Origin of the sequence: Lutimonas sp., assembly GCF_051011215.1 — a bacterium.
Taxonomy (GTDB): Bacteria; Bacteroidota; Bacteroidia; order Flavobacteriales; family Flavobacteriaceae; genus Lutimonas.
Genome location: NZ_JBPCUJ010000014.1, coordinates 1 through 15,905 on the forward strand (window position 1 = coordinate 1; position 15,905 = coordinate 15,905).

Here is a 15,905-nt window from a genome sequence, read left to right on the forward strand (position 1 = left end):
TCTCATAAGCTGTATTTTATAAGGTTAATATACAGCTATTTCATGAATTCAATGTTTGAAAAAATCCATTCCTAAGGTGGCTCTGTTCTGATGGTCAAACAATGTGGCATTGTCCCAATGCGAGCCCCGTCCCCACAAGGTTTTGCAACCTGTAGATACCCATGCCGGCTCCCAATAAACCAATCCCTCTCCACCTGCTTCCACAATTATTTCTTTAAGCCGGTTCAGATAATCCAATTGTCCTTGTTGGCTGGCTGAAAAGCCTTCAACTAATGCTTCTTGCCCCAATATATTATTCGCTCCATCAGCATTATCCATCGTAAACGGATAGGCTGTTTCAACGATCATCAAACGTTTTTTATAGGTTTCAATTAAGACTTTCATTGGATCTCCTACATTTTCCAGGTCATAGCTTGACCAATTCGGATAATAAGACAGTCCTATCCAATCAAAATCTGTTACATCATTTGCTGTGGCTTCTTTAAACCACCACAAAGCATTCTCTGGCTGAGCGATATGCAACATGATCCCAATTTCTTGATCCAGTTCTTTTGAAATATCTCTAACTGCCTTGATTCCTTTATTCAATAAAAACGAATTCCTTTGCCAATCGATTGGCCAAACCAATTCTTCTCCTTGAAGTATCATGGGGTTTATTTCATTTCCCACCTGCACGATATGAGGTAAAAGATCCTCATTTTCAAGTTCAAGTAAGGTATCATAGGTATACTCATAAAGCAATGAGCCCAGCTTCTCCTGATCATTCACATAGGCTTCCCAGGCTGCGGGAATTTTTTGTTTAGAAGGATCGGTCCAGGTGTCAGAATAGTGAAAATCCAACAACACCTGCATGCCTTCTTCTTTTGCCCTGAGAATTGTTTTCTTGACATCTGCAAGATTCGAATATTCAGTCCAGTCCGGATCATGCCATAATCGCACACGAACTAAATTACTCCCAGCTTCACTGAAGATTGTATACGGATCTTTAGAAATGTTATCTGCATTTTTATAGCTGGCTCCGCAAGCGAGCATTTCATTTACATAAGACAAATCAGCACCATAATAAAAAAGTGGATCCTTCTCAGGAATTTCAATCATAGGAGGCTCCTTATCATCTCCTGAATTCATCTCCACATCATCGCTCATGCAGGAAATTCCAAAAAAGATAAAAAACAGCGGATAAAATAACATTCGTTCCTTTTTCATACTTAAAGAAGGTACAAATTAAGACAAACCAAAATTAGATACAAACTATAACGCATAAAAAAAGGCCCGTCAACTAGACGGGCCTTTAAAGTTCAAAAAGTTGTTGTATTATGAGATAACTCTTACGTTAACTGCATTTAATCCTTTTTTACCTTGTTCTAGTTCAAACTCTACTTCGTCATTTTCACGAATTTCGTCTACAAGTCCTGAAACGTGTACAAAATGTTCTTTACCTGTTCCTTCCTCGCTTATGAAACCGAATCCTTTAGCGTCATTGAAGAATTTTACTCTACCTGTATTCATTGTAAATAATTTATAAATTTGATGCAAAGATACTATATTTAATGTCAAATAGCTTTTTTTAAGAGTTTTTTATTTTTTTTCTTAAAATTATATAGATGGCTAAAAAATCAATTCAATTTCGCTGGTGATTTCCGTATCTTTAAATCTAGTTAATCAACAATCATTATTTTTCTAACAAAGTCGTTATTTATGACCCCACATGAATCAATTTTACATTTAAAAAAAAGAATGTCACTTTCAATTATTGGACAAAGCAATTTAATTGAAAGACTCATACTTGTGCTTTTGGCCAATGGAAATATGCTACTGGAAGGTCTTCCCGGTTTGGCCAAGACCAGGGCAATTAAGTCCCTCGCAAAGGAACTGGATTGCGGTTTGAGCAGAATTCAGTTTACACCGGATCTTTTGCCATCAGACATTACAGGAACGGAAATATATCAACCCGAGTCCAAGGAAAAATTTATATTTCAGAAAGGCCCCATATTCAGCAACCTTATTCTTGCTGATGAAATTAACAGATCTCCCGCAAAAGTGCAATCGGCGCTTTTAGAAGCCATGGAAGAGCGACAAGTTTCAGTTGCCGGAAAAACCTACAAAATGGATCCTCTATTTATGGTAATGGCTACTCAGAACCCAGTAGAGCAAGAAGGAACCTACCCCCTGCCGGAAGCGCAAATGGATCGCTTTCTAATGCATGTAAACATCGACTATCCTGATGATGAATCAGAATTAAAAATACTACGTCTCAACAGAATAGAGCAAACGAAGAAATCAGCAGATGAGAGCAAATTATCTCCAAAAATAATATTTGAAGCCAGAGAAGAAATAGACAAGATTCATATCTCAGAGGATATGGAAAAATACATTGTTGATATTATTTCTGCCACACGTTATCCAGAAAAATACAGTGAAAAAATTGATGGCTGGATCGATTTTGGCGCCAGCCCAAGAGGTAGTATTGCAATTGACAGATCCTGCAGAACACATGCCTGGATGAATGGCAAAGATTTCGTGAGCCCAGATAATATCCGAGCGGTAGTTCATGATTGCCTTCGACACAGGTTGATATTGAGCTATGAAGCCAATGCAGATGGAATTACGGCCGATCAGGTAATTGATGAAATTTTACAACAAGTAGCTGTAATCGCCTAAGCAGATGAGTGATTCCGATAAATATCCAAAGAAAATTTTTATTTCTCTCAACGAACTATTAAAAATGGAGCATCTTTCCCGAGGTTTCAGTTTTTTGGCCAGTAAACAAAAAGTAAGAAGCATTCTTGGAGGTAAACATGCTTCCAAACTAAGAGGAAGAGGACTGGATTTTGAGGAAGTTAGAAACTATGTACCCGGAGATGATATACGCAATATTGACTGGAAAGTAACGGCGAGGACCCAAAAAACCCATTCAAGGGTTTTCAGTGAAGAAAAAGAAAAACCGGCCTTAATTGTAGTTGACCAATCAAAGTCGATGTTTTTCGGGTCAAAAAACAAAACCAAATCTGTTGTTGCAGCAGAACTCGCCGCCTTGGCTGCATTTAAGGTTTTAAAAGAAGGCGACCGTGTGGGCGGTATCGTTTTTGCCGATAATGGAATTGATATCATTTACCCTAAAAGAGACAGAAAGAACATTCTGCGTTTTCTTGAAAAAATTGTAACAAGAAACAGAGAATTAAAAGAGTCGACACCCGTTGAATTTGAAAGTGCTCTGTCAGAAACCCTGAACAAGATTAAAAATATTGTGACTCATGATTTTTTGATCGTTTTAATCAGTGACTTTCACAGATACAGACCTGAAGTTGTCAAATTTATTACAAGAATTTCCCAACATAACGATGTGATCTTGGCCAAAGTATTTGATCCTATGGAACAGAATATTCCTGACAAGAAATTTATTGCCGGGGCTCAGGGAAAGCAATTATCAATTGATGGTCACGACCAAAAAATAAGACAGGATTTTAAAACTGAATTTGATGATCAATTTGAAAAGTTCAAAGAAGAAATGAAGAAACACGGTATACCCGTATTGTCTGTCGACACTATCAATGAAACAGATGTTCAATTAAAACAGTTGTTTAAAAGGGTTTGATGCTTGTTCGTTTACATATCATTAATTTTTTAAAAGGGCACCAAGACGTACAGGCACAGGAACTTGCTGAGGAGATGAAGCAGCTTGGTCCTATTATGGAAGCCGACCCCGTCAAGTTTTCTTTTAACACTCCTGGCTGGTATATTTTAGGAGCCTTCATGCTAGTTTCTGTTTTGTTTTTTGCAGTTCGACAGATTAAAAAATACAGGGCAAACACCTACAGAAGGGAGGCTTTAAAAAAATTGAATCAGTTAAAGAATGGACTGAATGAAGCCAACGAACATCAGCAACTTAGCGGCGTTTTAGCCATATTAAAAATAGTAGCCATACAAACTTATGGAAGACAGGCTGTTGCCAATTTATACGGTAAGGAATGGCTCCTGTTTCTTGATTCAAAAATAAAAGGCAATTCATTCGCTCCTTTTGAAATGACAATCAATAATTCTATTTATAAAGGTGCTCAGGCAACAGAAGTCGATCTGGCCTCTTTTCATATAGTCTCAAAAAACTGGATACAAAAACATGCCTGATAATTTTGAAATAGCGTATCCATGGGTTTTCCTTCTGGTCCTCTTACCTTTATTCATCTATTGGCTGGCACCTCCATTTAGAATCAAAAGTGCATCACTTCAGGTACCAAATCTGCAACGAGCAACATCGATCACTGGCGTAAAACCCAGAAATGCCGCCATGATCAACAAAAAAAACAGGTTCGTTTCTTTTTTGATGTTCATCATATGGGTACTGTTGCTGATGGCCCTTTCTTCACCAAGATTGGTAGGAGAGCCTGAACTTAAAATAAAAACTTCCCGAAATTTCCTGATCGTGGCCGACATATCTTTTAGTATGGCGAATTCAGATTGGCTGATTGATGGCAAACGTGCCACTCGATGGGAGGCGGTTAAAAATGTCATGCATGATTTTATTGAAAAACGTACCGGTGACAGAATGGGCTTGATCTTTTTTGGGTCCAGTGCTTATATTCAGGCCCCTTTCACCTCCGATCTTAAAACAGTCGAACAACTTTTAGACGAAGCTGATGTGGGCATGGCCGGACAGATGACCAATATTGGCAAGGCAATTGTTAAAGGGATCCACATGTTCGATCAGGACACGATTAAGACAAAGGTCATGCTTGTTCTGACTGACGGAGTTGATTCAGGTACTGAAATCCTACCCCTTGACGCCGCAGATTTAGCTAAAAAAGACAGTGTCCATATTTATACTATTGGTATCGGCGACCCGGAAAACGGAGGTTCTGATCTTGATGAAGAGACGCTAAAAACCATTTCAGAAGTAACTGATGCGCGTTATTTCAGAGCGATTGATTCTGATCAGCTGGGTGAAATTTATGATGAACTAGATAGTCTGGAACCTATCGAATACGAAGAGGAAACATTTAAGCCGACAACGCTGTTATATTATTATCCTTTAGGGATGGCAATAGCACTGGTCCTGCTGCTGTCGCTCATCCGAGGGATTTACTCATTATTCAATTATCGAAACAATGGATGACGCCTGGCTACATATCAATTGGCAGGATTTTCATTTCCTCCGACCCCATTTACTTTGGTTCTTAGCTCCTGCCCTGCTGGTTATAATGATAGCTTTAACAGGACTCCGTGAGAATGTCAGGTGGCAAGATGTGATAGCTCCACATTTAAGACAGTTCATGATTAAAAAAGGCAGTGAAAATAGAAAGAAATGGATGCATTTGGCATTTTTTACCTGTATTTCAATTGCAATTATCGGACTTGCCGGACCCAGTTGGCGAAAAATTCAGGAACCTGAAAAAATACTGGAAACTCCCCTTGTTATTTTGTTAGATCTATCTCAAAGTATGATGGCTACAGATATTCAACCGACGAGATTGGAAAGGGCAAAATTTAAAATTGAAGATTTACTGGATGCGAATCCTGGAGCACTGACTGCTTTGATAGGGTTCGCTGGTAGCTCACATACCATTGTGCCGCTAACAAGAGATTATACCATCATCAAAAGTCATATCAAGACCTTATCTCCAAATGTGATACCGTTCCCAGGCAGCAATTTAGAAAGTGCCCTTATTCTTGCAGATACCCTAACAAGCAGCACCAACGCACCAGGGAATGTCTTATTAATATCTGATGATTTTTCTGAAGATTCTTTTGTCCAGATTCAAAATTTTGTGATCAACACAAATAATCAGATGACGATTGTGCCAATGAATACCCTGGCAGGTGCCAATATTCCTGGTAAAAGAAAAAATCAATTCCTAAAAAACAAGAACGGTGAAAACATAAAATCCTCCTTAAATCAGGACATCTTAACAAAACTGGCTTCCTTGGAAAAAGTGACTATTTCACCCTTGACCTTGGATAAAAGTGATGTTGAATTACTTGCAAATAACATATCCGATAGTTTAGAATTTAAAGAGGATGCTGAAGAAAAAGAAGACAATTGGAAAGATGATGGTTTTTGGCTGATCATCCCTTTTGCGCTTATAGTTTTAGTTTGGTTCAGAAAAGGATGGGTCATTTACAGCTTGTTTATCATGATGACATTGAGTTCTTGCAGCGAAAAGTCCAAATTTATCGATCTCTGGGAAACCAAAGACTATCAGGCTCAAAAGCATTTTGATAAAGAGGAGTATGAACAGGCAGGTACTCTTTTCTCCGATCCGATGCATCAGGGAGTTGCTTGGTATAAGGCTGGTGATTATGCCAAAGCTATTCATGCATTTGAACAAGACACAACGGCCCAAGGGGCCTATAATTTGGGATTGGCCTATTATAAGAATGGGGATTTGGCAGCAGCGGCAATGGCATTTGGTAAGGCTACAGCAATTGATCCTGATTTTAAAGCAGCAAAAAATAATCAGGAATTAGTTCAACAAGTTCTTGAAGGCACTAGTCCGGCCAAGGCTGAAGAAGCAACGGAGGCTCCGAAAGAACAAACTGCTAAAAATATACAAAACAAGGATCAGGAAGATTTAGGTGGTGGTGGACAGGAAGCAACAAAAGAAGACATGCAACAGGAAAGAAAAGAAGAAACTGTTGGAACAGATACTCGGACTGGGAAAGAAATGGAAGAAGTTCCTCCAGATTTTGAATCAGGAAAAAGCGAAAGCTCTCAAAAAGTTTTAATGCGTAAAGTAGATGATGACCCTTCTCTATTTTTGAAAAGAAAGTTTAAGCATCAGGTCAAACAAAAAAACATCAAGGCAAATCCGCAAAGTACAACATGGTAAAAATACACCGGAATATCATTATTTGTTTACTCTTATTGGTATCTACGGCCAATGGTTTTGGTCAGGGTCATCTGTATAGTGAAGTTACGTTTGATCGAAGTAAGGTATATGTGGGTGAACCTGTTGAAGTGAGCATTGGTATTTATACCTCAACCTGGTTTACAAAGGGTGTTAACTTTGGAAATATAAAAGTAAATGGTGCCTTTTCTGTCTATTTCAGATCTGTGGCCAGCAGTAAGAGAGTAAATGGGAAAAATTATTCGGGCGTAGTGGCCATTTATAATGTTTTTCCTTACGACAATCAGGACCTTGAGTTTCCTTCTTTAGAACTCAATGTAGAAACTCCAAATGAAGGAGATAGTAAGGGGGTTCGGAGGACCATTAAAACAAACCCCAGAAAAATAACTGTAAAACCTGTCCCTAACAATTATAAAAGTGACCAATGGTTGGTTTCAACAGGAGTAACGGTGCAGGAATCATGGCAAGGTGACTTAAACAACGTAAAAGTAGGGGATGTGATTCAAAGGCGTATCTATCGAAACGCCTATCGAACAGTTTCTGAATTGATTCCACCTATACACTGGGACAGTATTGAAAATATCAGCTTATACCCTACACGTGCGGAAATAAAAAGTGAAAAGACTAAAACTTCCATCAGCGCCTCCAGATCGGAAGGTGTCAGGTATTTATTCGAAAAAGAAGGCCCGGTCACGCTTCCTGAAATTGCGATCACCTGGTGGAATCCAAGGCAAAACAAGCTTTTTAAAAGGACCTTGGCAGCACGAACAATTGATGTACTTCCAAATCCGGATCTTGGTATGCTCGAATCTGTTCGGGACTCTCTTCAGATTGCACAAACAAGCAGTCAGGAAAATGACAGTGAAAAAGTTGCTCAAACTATTTTTGGACTGTCTCTTAAACAATTTTTGACCTACCTTTTTATAGCCTTGATTCTTCTCCTAAGTATCTATAAATTCCTACGATGGCTTTTGTTCAAAAAAGGGCTGCTCAATCAATGGAGAAGAAAAAAAGCTGCCTATCTGATATCGGAAACCTATTTTTTTAAGCTATTCCTTTCAAAAGTATCAGATAAAAACAACGCCGTAAGCCTGACCGCTCTTTATGAATGGATAGATCACTTAGAACTTTCAGAACCTACAATAGATAATTTAGCCAGAAATTATGGCAGCAAAAATTTTCTAGCTGATCTGGATAACATTGAAAAAAGTGGCGATTTTAAAGTGATCGATCAACTTCATCACATCAAAGAGGCGCGTCAAAACTACTTGAAACAAAGAAACAGTCCGGATCAGAATACGAGTCCGAACTGGATAAACCCTTCATCATTTTCTTAAACAATGACGCTACTATGGCATTTATCGGTGATTAAGAACTCCAGATTCATACTTATTTCTGGGGTGATTCTTTCGATGAAAGGAATCGAAAAGAAAGGTTTTAGCATCAAAAATAAAACCTCAATTCCAGAAAGCTATTTTAAGAAGACCTATGCTAACAGAGACGTGATCATCAGGATCAACAACAAAAAAATCAATAGTAAAACGAATAAATACGGTGACTTCAGTATCAGCACTGAAGTAAATGACACTTCAAAAATTCAATTATTTGATGATAAGGATCATGAAATTCAAAAGTATCAGGAGTACCCTGTTGTTTTTGAACAGAAGCAATCTGGTCCCTTGGTCATTTCTGATATTGATGATACGATCATGAGGTCCTTTACCAAGACAAAAATAAAAAGACTAATTACCACACTTTTCAAAACGGCCGCTAAAAGGCAGGTGATTTCATACACCCAGCAGTTATATGAAAGTTTTGGAGAGAATGCCGATTTTTTTTACGTCTCAAAAAGTGAGAATAACTTATTCTATTTAATTTCTGGTTTTCTTCTACATAATGAATTACCATTGGGTCCTTTATTTCTCACCCCATTTTTAAATGCATCACAGCTGCTCTTTGAAAAAAAGAATGCAAGTTTTAAATTTGATAATATATGTAATATCTTAGATCATTCCAGCAATAAAAAAGTCATTTTAATTGGTGATGATACCCAATCTGACATGGATATCTATTACGACATTATCAAGGTATACAAAGACAGGATTGAAAAAGTGTATATTCGACAAACAAAAACAAAGCGATCGAAAAAGCAATTAGATCAATGGAAGCGAATTGAAGCGACCGGAGTAACTGCATACTATTATAAACATGACGAAATTCTAACCACAAAACAACAATTATGAAACTTCTTTTTATCGTTAACCCAATTTCAGGAGGAGTAAACAAAGAACCATTTTTAAAAGAAGCCAAATTGCTTTGCGACAAATATGGAATATCTTATACGGTTTTTAAAACGACTGGAAAAAATGACAAAGAAGAGGCTCTTAAAGTCATTGACAAGATCAAGCCTGATAAAATTGCCTCGGTTGGTGGTGATGGCACCACTTTATTTGTTGCTACCTTATTATTGGGAACTGATTATCCTATGGGAATTATCCCATTAGGATCTGCAAATGGAATGGCAACTGAATTGTATGTTAATTTGAAACCAATTGAGGCTTTAAAGGATATTATACTATCAGATATTGTAGGAGGTCTGGATATGATTTTGATCAATGGAGAACATTATACACTGCATATTGGAGATGTTGGTATTAATGCCAGTATCGTTGACTCCTATGAAAAGGATAAAAACAGGGGAATGATCACATATGCGAAGTATTTTTTAGAAGAAATGACACGCCTAAAACATTTCAACGTAACCGTGGAGGCAAATGGTGAGTCCAAAAAATCCATGGTTTTGATGACAGCCATATGCAATGCCAGGAAATATGGGACCGGAGTGCCCTTAAATATCATTGGGAATCCCATGGATGGTCTTTTCGAAATTGTACTCATTGAAAAAGTAGACACATCCTCACTACTTGCCGCTGGCTTGGCAGTACTTCATGAAGAATTCCACGATTCTCAAACCAGTTCCGTGATTCAAACAGACAAAGCAGTCATCACCTTTGAAGAACCAAGATTGCTTCAACTGGATGGGGAAGTAATTCAAAAATACGATCGTTTAGATATAGAATTGTTAAAAGGCGCTGTTAAATTTATAACGACAACCGAAAACCTGTACTATAAAAATTAAGCTGCAGGCATCCGTTTCATGATGAATTTTATCTGTCCTCGGTGGTTTGATTCATGCTCACAAACATGGAACCATTTACAGTAATTATTGGTAGGAAGGTCCCCAAAAAATGGTTCTGATTTCATGACCCATTCATCATCTCTTTTGGCAAACTCCTTTTCTGTTTCAGCCCTGACCTCAGCCAACTTATTCAGATAATAGTCAATACTGTTCCCTTGGATCTCTTGCCTTCCTTTCTCTCCCAAATTCATTGGAACATCCCATTCCTTTTTGATCTCATCACTCCAGCTACCCCATTTCATATCGTTAAACGTATTCAATTGATAATACCTTTCGGTTGCAGCCAGGTGCAGTAGCATGGCTCCTATTGAGTTCGATTTATCATCAATTTGAAAATCCAGTTCTTCTATGCTCAAATCTTTTACAGAACGAACGAGCCAGGCACGCATCATGGTCATCGTAGATAACAGGGTACCAACCTGGGGTGAATATCCTTCTCTGGGTCCTATTAAATACATATTATCCGGAGGTAATACCGCTGGATTGTTAGCATAGCTCATCAGTGGCAACATCCCTATCCCAGTACCTATGAGGCTTGTTTTCTTTAAAAAATTTCGTCTTGATTTTGTGGATTTGGTTTTCATATTCGATACGTATTTTAATTTAAAAAGGGGCCGAATCTACCGCCATTATTCAGCAGGTTTCATAAACTGCAAATTGATACCGGTAAATATCTGTACCTGTGGCTGTGTTCCTTTATGAAGCAATGCATATTGCGGCTCTACAAAAAGATTAAAAACAGTATTATTCACCTTCACCACCTTTCCGATACCCAGGGCAAAAGGTACTTGAAACGTATTGTTTTTTAAATCAAACACCCATATTGGCGCACCTCTTAGATACACACCTTTGCCGAGTTGCCAAAAATAAAAAGGTTGAACAGCTGCCAAACTTGTGTCTTCTCGATCACTATCTCCTGCAAACGAAGCTTGCCAGGTAATAAGGCCTCCAAACTGAAACGTTGGGGAATTCGCAATAAAAGCCACAAAGGCGAATCCTCCTTGCCATTTACCAGATCCCAATTCGGTTTCTGTTGCGGTTGGTGCCACAAGCAACGGACCTATACCCATTGTTTTTGTGGGTTCTGAAACAAAATTATAGGATAAAAAAGCATTGATATCCCCCAAACCATTTGTGGAATTAACCGTCCCCGTAGCATCGGGTAAACCAATAGTGTTAATTGGAGCAGATATCCTTAATAAGAGTTTCCCATCAGAAAAAGGCTTCGCAAATCGAATCCATGCATTGTTCATATAGGCATCGTCAGGGGCATCTGTAAGTTTCGGAACATAATAATTATGAAAATTTAAAGCCGTCATGTCGGCCAATGGATTATTGGCTTTTTTCATGGCTTCTTCAGAAGCCTGTCCGAACAATATCGGTCCGGAAAAAAGCAAAGCGATTAGAATCAATGTAAAACGCATGGGGGAATTTGAATGTTTAGTTTCCTAAATATACGCAAAAAAATATTCTAAATTCTTTTATAAAATCCCTTTCTCCATTTGTTCAACAGCGTAATTGGCTGCTCTGGCAGTAAATGCCATATAGGTTAGTGATGGATTCTGACAACCAGCTGAGGTCATAAAAGAACCATCTGTCACAAATAAATTAGGTACATCATGACAGGCATTCCACTCATTTAAAACCGATGTTTTAGGGTCTTTTCCCATGCGGGCAGTGCCCATTTCATGGATACCTTCTCCAAAAACATAGGTGTCAGTAGGTTCATTATTCACATCTTTATAACCGGCCTGTTCGAGCATTTCTTTTCCATGTTTGACCATTGTCTTCATGATTTTATGCTCATTCTCTTTCAATTCACAGCTGATATGTAAAATAGGCATTCCCCATTCATCTTTTAATTCAGGATGTAATTCAACCATATTATCAAAATAGGGTAAGCACTCACCATATCCTCCTAAATGAATATACCATGGACCCGGCTTTGAGAGTGACTCTTTAAAATCAGCTCCGAAGCCTTTCTGATTTTTACCTCTCGACCAGCCTTGCCTGCTCGCTCCTCCTTGAAAACCAAATCCCCGGGCAAATTCTTCTTCTTTCCTATCTAAATTCTGGTATCTGGGAATATAAATTCCATTGGGTCGATGACCATCGTAATATCCATCTTCAAACCCCTCTACTCTAGCACTAAATCCAACCATAAAATGATCCATAAGATGATGCCCAAGCATACCACTTGAATTGGCGATACCGTTTGGAAAATGTTCAGATTTGCTATTGAGCATGATCTGAGTACTTGGTAAGGTTGAGGCACATAAAAAAACAACCCTCGCATAATATTCCGTAATCTCTTTTGTTTCTGCATCGATTACCTTTACACCTGATGCTATTCCGCGCTCTGCATCATAAATAATAGAATGCACCACCGAATTAGGCTTAAATGTCATATTTCCAGTAGCCTTCGCAGCAGGTAAGGTAACACTTACACTACTAAAATAGCCACTAAAAGGACAGCCTGTTTCACACATATTTCTATACTGACAAGGACCTCTTTCATTGTGACGAACCGTTAAATGGGCTGTCCTGCCAATGGTCATAACGCGACCATCGAAGTTTTCCTTGATTGAATCTCTTAAGTCCTCCTCTACACAGTTCATTTGCATGGGAGGTAAAAATTTACTGTCCGGCAGTTGTCTTAAACCTTCATTTTTTCCGCTGATACCAATATAATCTTCAACATATTCATACCATGGTTCTATATCTTTGTAGTTCAACGGCCAGTCAATACCATGTCCGTCCTGTTTATGAGCTTCAAAATCAACTTCACTCAATCGGTAAGACTGTCGATACCAAAGCAGGCTTTTCCCACCGGTTTGAAATCCTTTCAACCATCTGAATGGTTTATCTTCAGGATAGGTATAGGGGTGCTTTTTGTCGCTGGCCCAAAAATCCTTTGTTGACTCGTTAAAAGCATATACATTTTTCTGAATGGGATATTCCTCTTTGGTTTCCTTACTCAGTTGCTTCCTGAATGGAAATTCCCATGGCGCCATATTTGTTGTAGGATAATCCTTTATATGTTCAACCATTCGTCCTCTTTCCAACACCAAGGTTTTCATACCTTTTTCAGTGAATTCTTTGGCAGCCCATCCTCCCGACATGCCCGATCCTATTACTATAACATCAAAACTATTTTCTTTCATTTCAAGACAAATTATCGGTTTCCTACCAGGTTTTTTTCATTTCCATCAATTTTAATACAGCCGTTGAACCGCCCGGGAACGGGTACATAATTCATGCTTTTCATGCCAGGTTCTGACGTAAAATAGGCCCAAAGTATGATCCATTTTATCGATTTAAAAAAGCTGTTTTCAGCTGTGTCATCATCCGCTATTTCCAGATACTCTACTTGTTTATTATTATCCAATTTTAAAAAAGAGGCACCCATAACATCCTGACAGCCGAGCATAAAAGAATTCAATCCATCCATATAGGCTGTCTTCTCTTCATCTTCAAAAAACAATCCGAATAACTGATCGATAAACGGCGTCACTTTGGCATCATTCGCTCCCGGAGAATCAGTTTTAGGCAACACTAATTCCGCAATCTGCCAGATATGATCAAACTGTTCTTGATCCAAATAAACAGGAACATCGCTAGTGGGTCTTTGTTCAGCGCAACTTTCCAATGATAACAGAATGCCTGGTGAAAGTGAAAGCCCCATAGAGACTACAAATGATTTTTTTACTAATTCTCTTCTATTCATAATTCATGTACTTTCTTATTCTTGATCACTTTTTTTATAGGCTAATAACCAGTCATAAATATCCATGTCAAAAGCGTCATAGGTTTGACTGGAATAATTTGTTCCCGTACCATCATAGGTCATAAACCAGGCATTATGCCCAACATTTGCATAAACTGTCAACCTGGCTCTTACCTTGGGTTCGGTTAAATTTATGGCTTCCACTAAAGGAACGGACCCAAAGTTTTCATAGGCATTAACAGTATTATCAAGGCCTCCATGAAAAGCCCAGATCGGGATTCTTCTCAGATTCTCCACCAAATGAGGAGCTCCCGAAGCACTGATAGGCACCATTGCCGCGACATAATTATCTTCAACTTCACCGGCATAATACCAACAACCTCCGCCACCTAAACTCAAACCTGTCAAATAAATTCGGTTTGAATTTACCTGATATTTTTCTTTTAAATACCCAATAAAAGAATGCATTCTTGCTGGGGGCCAATACCTTGTTTTCAATTGGGGTGAAACAACCAGAAAAGGGAATTTTGGATTCCAGCTGTTGCTTTCAATCAGTCGTGGAGGCCCTCCATTCAATACATTTTCTAAAGGTTCATTTCCCAGGTTTGGACTCCAGCCATGTAAAAAAATCAATAGTGGATACTCAGGACCTTCCGCTGAATATCCTTCAGGCTTGTATATATAATAACCAAATGGACTTTCTGTATCCTTCAGTGCTACTGCAATATGTTCTCCTCCCGAATCTTCCGGAAGTATGGCTAAATCACTCTCATCAATCGTCACCGAAAAAGCTTGTTCTGGTTCTTCTTCTGTTGGATCTGGAACAGGCGATTGATTGACTGGAATAATTTGTACTTGTTCCTCTTCACCACCACAAGACATGAAAATAATGCACATTAATATTCCAAAAAATCGCACCATACGCTAAGTCTTCTTTTCAAATATATCAAAATGAAGTTTTAATATCAAAACATATGTTGTTAATTAGGACGAATCTTTTTCTACAAGGTTAAAAAAACTTCTTGAAAGCGGAATCAGCATCAATCCACAGAAGATAAAGAGAATAAAAGCGTATTTCAATCCTATTAAATGAGCCAGGTATCCCACCAAGGGAGGTCCGATCAACATACCGATGATCCCATAGGTTGAAATGATCGAAATAGCCATTCCCGGAGAATATTTTTTCGAATTACCTGCCAAAGAAAAAGTCATGGGAAAAACTGCTGCTACCCCAATACCAACCAATGAAAACCCTATTAACACCGGCCAATAACTGGGGAAAACGATAACCAGCAACATTCCGAATGCTACGATTCCGGCTCCAATTAAATAGGTTTTTTTCATCCCTATTTCTTCCGCTATTTTATCAGAAAAGAAACGAGAAATAGCCATAAAGGTCATAAAAATCAGGTAGCCCAGCGTAAAAACCTCCTCACCGACTACCTCTTTAAAATAAACACCGCTCCAGTCAAACATTCCTCCCTCGCATAAGGCCCCAAAGAACACCATTAATCCCAGGTACAAGATATACTTATCGGGCTTACCTATGATTAATTTGTTACCTGCCTGTGTTTTATCATTTTTCATCAAAAAAGGAAATGCAATCAAACCAACCACCAGACTGAATATACTGATATACAGGAAATGATCCTTCATCGTTACTGAATTACTTACCATTATTGTAGAAAATAAGGCTCCAAAAAGCCCTCCCAAGCTCCATAAGCCATGAAAAGAACCAATGATTTTTTTTTCCTGTTTTTTTTGAAGCGCCAATGACATGGTATTAACTGCAATATTTGCTATTCTAGTGCAAAAAGCAAAAATAGCAACGCCCAATACCAGTTCCGTTAAAGTTTGAGCTACTCCAATACCGTATAAGGATAATACGATACAAATAAATGAAACGATCAATGGAATACGACTGTTATACTTGGAGACTAACCAGCCTGAAATGGGTAACCCAATCAAAGAGCTGATGGGCATCACCAATAATAAATTCCCCAGTTCAGCTTCATTAAAGTGAAAATTTGACTTAATGGAGGGTATCCTCGACGCCCAGGTAGCAAAACCAAACCCGAGTAGAAAAAAATAAACGCTTAAAGATATTCTTTGAATTTTGATCTGGCCCATACAGCTA

The 15,905-nt window shown here is 38.4% G+C and carries 16 protein-coding genes; 8 read left to right on the top strand and 8 right to left on the bottom strand.

Annotated elements, in window-relative coordinates; translation table 11 throughout:
• Positions 1–48: 48 nt before the first annotated feature.
• Both ACR2MV_RS01445 and ACR2MV_RS01450 read right to left on the bottom strand, forming a co-directional pair.
• Positions 49–1,206, bottom strand: a complete 1,158-nt coding sequence (locus ACR2MV_RS01445; protein WP_434020094.1) for a glycoside hydrolase family 53 protein — start codon at positions 1,204–1,206, stop codon at positions 49–51.
• Between the two features lie 108 nt (positions 1,207–1,314).
• Entirely contained in the window at positions 1,315–1,509 is a 195-nt protein-coding gene (locus ACR2MV_RS01450) for a cold-shock protein (protein WP_290288952.1), read from the bottom strand.
• 228 nt (positions 1,510–1,737) lie between these two features.
• On the opposite strand from ACR2MV_RS01450, the gene ACR2MV_RS01455 reads away from it, so the two are divergent.
• From ACR2MV_RS01455 to ACR2MV_RS01490, 8 genes are read left to right on the top strand one after another with little or no spacing between them, the layout of a single operon-like run.
• A complete protein-coding gene (locus tag ACR2MV_RS01455; protein ID WP_434020095.1) occupies positions 1,738–2,661 on the top strand; it encodes an AAA family ATPase in 924 nt (307 codons plus the stop codon).
• Between the two features lie 4 nt (positions 2,662–2,665).
• Positions 2,666–3,595, top strand: a complete 930-nt coding sequence (locus ACR2MV_RS01460) for a DUF58 domain-containing protein (protein ID WP_434020096.1) — start codon at positions 2,666–2,668, stop codon at positions 3,593–3,595.
• Complete coding sequence (locus ACR2MV_RS01465) at positions 3,595–4,125, top strand: DUF4381 domain-containing protein (protein ID WP_434020097.1); 531 nt, start codon at positions 3,595–3,597, stop codon at positions 4,123–4,125. Before ACR2MV_RS01460 ends, ACR2MV_RS01465 begins: the two co-directional genes overlap by 1 nt.
• On the top strand, positions 4,118–5,110 hold the full coding sequence (locus ACR2MV_RS01470; RefSeq protein ID WP_434020098.1) for a VWA domain-containing protein: 993 nt from the start codon (positions 4,118–4,120) through the stop codon (positions 5,108–5,110). The genes ACR2MV_RS01465 and ACR2MV_RS01470 overlap by 8 nt, the downstream gene beginning before the upstream one ends.
• Positions 5,103–6,824, top strand: coding sequence for a VWA domain-containing protein (locus ACR2MV_RS01475; protein ID WP_434020099.1), 1,722 nt, complete (start codon positions 5,103–5,105; stop codon positions 6,822–6,824). Before ACR2MV_RS01470 ends, ACR2MV_RS01475 begins: the two co-directional genes overlap by 8 nt.
• Positions 6,818–8,179 carry a BatD family protein gene (locus ACR2MV_RS01480; RefSeq protein ID WP_434020100.1) on the top strand — a complete coding sequence of 454 codons (1,362 nt, stop codon included), beginning with the start codon at positions 6,818–6,820 and terminating at the stop codon, positions 8,177–8,179. Before ACR2MV_RS01475 ends, ACR2MV_RS01480 begins: the two co-directional genes overlap by 7 nt.
• Positions 8,180–8,182: 3 nt before the next feature.
• Positions 8,183–9,085, top strand: coding sequence for a phosphatidate phosphatase App1 family protein (locus ACR2MV_RS01485; RefSeq protein WP_434020101.1), 903 nt, complete (start codon positions 8,183–8,185; stop codon positions 9,083–9,085).
• Positions 9,082–9,981, top strand: a complete 900-nt coding sequence (locus ACR2MV_RS01490) for a diacylglycerol/lipid kinase family protein (RefSeq protein ID WP_434020102.1) — start codon at positions 9,082–9,084, stop codon at positions 9,979–9,981. Before ACR2MV_RS01485 ends, ACR2MV_RS01490 begins: the two co-directional genes overlap by 4 nt.
• Here the strand turns inward: ACR2MV_RS01490 and ACR2MV_RS01495 are convergent.
• The 6 genes from ACR2MV_RS01495 to ACR2MV_RS01520 all read right to left on the bottom strand — a co-directional run bounded on the left by ACR2MV_RS01495 (position 9,978) and on the right by ACR2MV_RS01520 (position 15,898).
• Entirely contained in the window at positions 9,978–10,625 is a 648-nt protein-coding gene (locus ACR2MV_RS01495; RefSeq protein WP_434020103.1) for a DinB family protein, read from the bottom strand. The genes ACR2MV_RS01490 and ACR2MV_RS01495 overlap by 4 nt on opposite strands.
• Positions 10,626–10,670: 45 nt before the next feature.
• Positions 10,671–11,465 (bottom strand): hypothetical protein, encoded by a 795-nt coding sequence (locus ACR2MV_RS01500; protein WP_434020104.1) that lies wholly within the window; start codon positions 11,463–11,465, stop codon positions 10,671–10,673.
• 57 nt (positions 11,466–11,522) lie between these two features.
• The gene (locus ACR2MV_RS01505; RefSeq protein ID WP_434020105.1) at positions 11,523–13,205 is read right to left on the bottom strand and encodes a GMC oxidoreductase; all 1,683 of its coding nucleotides are present in this window, start codon (positions 13,203–13,205) and stop codon (positions 11,523–11,525) included.
• Positions 13,206–13,216: 11 nt separating this feature from the next.
• Entirely contained in the window at positions 13,217–13,768 is a 552-nt protein-coding gene (locus tag ACR2MV_RS01510; RefSeq protein WP_434020106.1) for a gluconate 2-dehydrogenase subunit 3 family protein, read from the bottom strand.
• Positions 13,769–13,783: 15 nt separating this feature from the next.
• Positions 13,784–14,689: a dienelactone hydrolase family protein gene (locus ACR2MV_RS01515; RefSeq protein WP_434020107.1), complete on the bottom strand. Its 906-nt coding sequence runs from the start codon at positions 14,687–14,689 to the stop codon at positions 13,784–13,786.
• A 63-nt stretch (positions 14,690–14,752) separates the two neighbouring features.
• Positions 14,753–15,898 carry an MFS transporter gene (locus ACR2MV_RS01520; protein ID WP_434020108.1) on the bottom strand — a complete coding sequence of 382 codons (1,146 nt, stop codon included), beginning with the start codon at positions 15,896–15,898 and terminating at the stop codon, positions 14,753–14,755.
• Between the last annotated feature and the right edge of the window lie 7 nt (positions 15,899–15,905).

Coding starts and splice junctions, on each gene's coding strand:
- ACR2MV_RS01445 (WP_434020094.1), bottom strand. CDS start 1,206: ATGAAAAAGGAACGAATGTTATTTTATCCGCTGTTTTTTATCTTTTTT.
- ACR2MV_RS01450 (WP_290288952.1), bottom strand. CDS start 1,509: ATGAATACAGGTAGAGTAAAATTCTTCAATGACGCTAAAGGATTCGGT.
- ACR2MV_RS01455 (WP_434020095.1), top strand. CDS start 1,738: ATGTCACTTTCAATTATTGGACAAAGCAATTTAATTGAAAGACTCATA.
- ACR2MV_RS01460 (WP_434020096.1), top strand. CDS start 2,666: ATGAGTGATTCCGATAAATATCCAAAGAAAATTTTTATTTCTCTCAAC.
- ACR2MV_RS01465 (WP_434020097.1), top strand. CDS start 3,595: ATGCTTGTTCGTTTACATATCATTAATTTTTTAAAAGGGCACCAAGAC.
- ACR2MV_RS01470 (WP_434020098.1), top strand. CDS start 4,118: ATGCCTGATAATTTTGAAATAGCGTATCCATGGGTTTTCCTTCTGGTC.
- ACR2MV_RS01475 (WP_434020099.1), top strand. CDS start 5,103: ATGGATGACGCCTGGCTACATATCAATTGGCAGGATTTTCATTTCCTC.
- ACR2MV_RS01480 (WP_434020100.1), top strand. CDS start 6,818: ATGGTAAAAATACACCGGAATATCATTATTTGTTTACTCTTATTGGTA.
- ACR2MV_RS01485 (WP_434020101.1), top strand. CDS start 8,183: ATGACGCTACTATGGCATTTATCGGTGATTAAGAACTCCAGATTCATA.
- ACR2MV_RS01490 (WP_434020102.1), top strand. CDS start 9,082: ATGAAACTTCTTTTTATCGTTAACCCAATTTCAGGAGGAGTAAACAAA.
- ACR2MV_RS01495 (WP_434020103.1), bottom strand. CDS start 10,625: ATGAAAACCAAATCCACAAAATCAAGACGAAATTTTTTAAAGAAAACA.
- ACR2MV_RS01500 (WP_434020104.1), bottom strand. CDS start 11,465: ATGCGTTTTACATTGATTCTAATCGCTTTGCTTTTTTCCGGACCGATA.
- ACR2MV_RS01505 (WP_434020105.1), bottom strand. CDS start 13,205: ATGAAAGAAAATAGTTTTGATGTTATAGTAATAGGATCGGGCATGTCG.
- ACR2MV_RS01510 (WP_434020106.1), bottom strand. CDS start 13,768: ATGAATAGAAGAGAATTAGTAAAAAAATCATTTGTAGTCTCTATGGGG.
- ACR2MV_RS01515 (WP_434020107.1), bottom strand. CDS start 14,689: ATGGTGCGATTTTTTGGAATATTAATGTGCATTATTTTCATGTCTTGT.
- ACR2MV_RS01520 (WP_434020108.1), bottom strand. CDS start 15,898: ATGGGCCAGATCAAAATTCAAAGAATATCTTTAAGCGTTTATTTTTTT.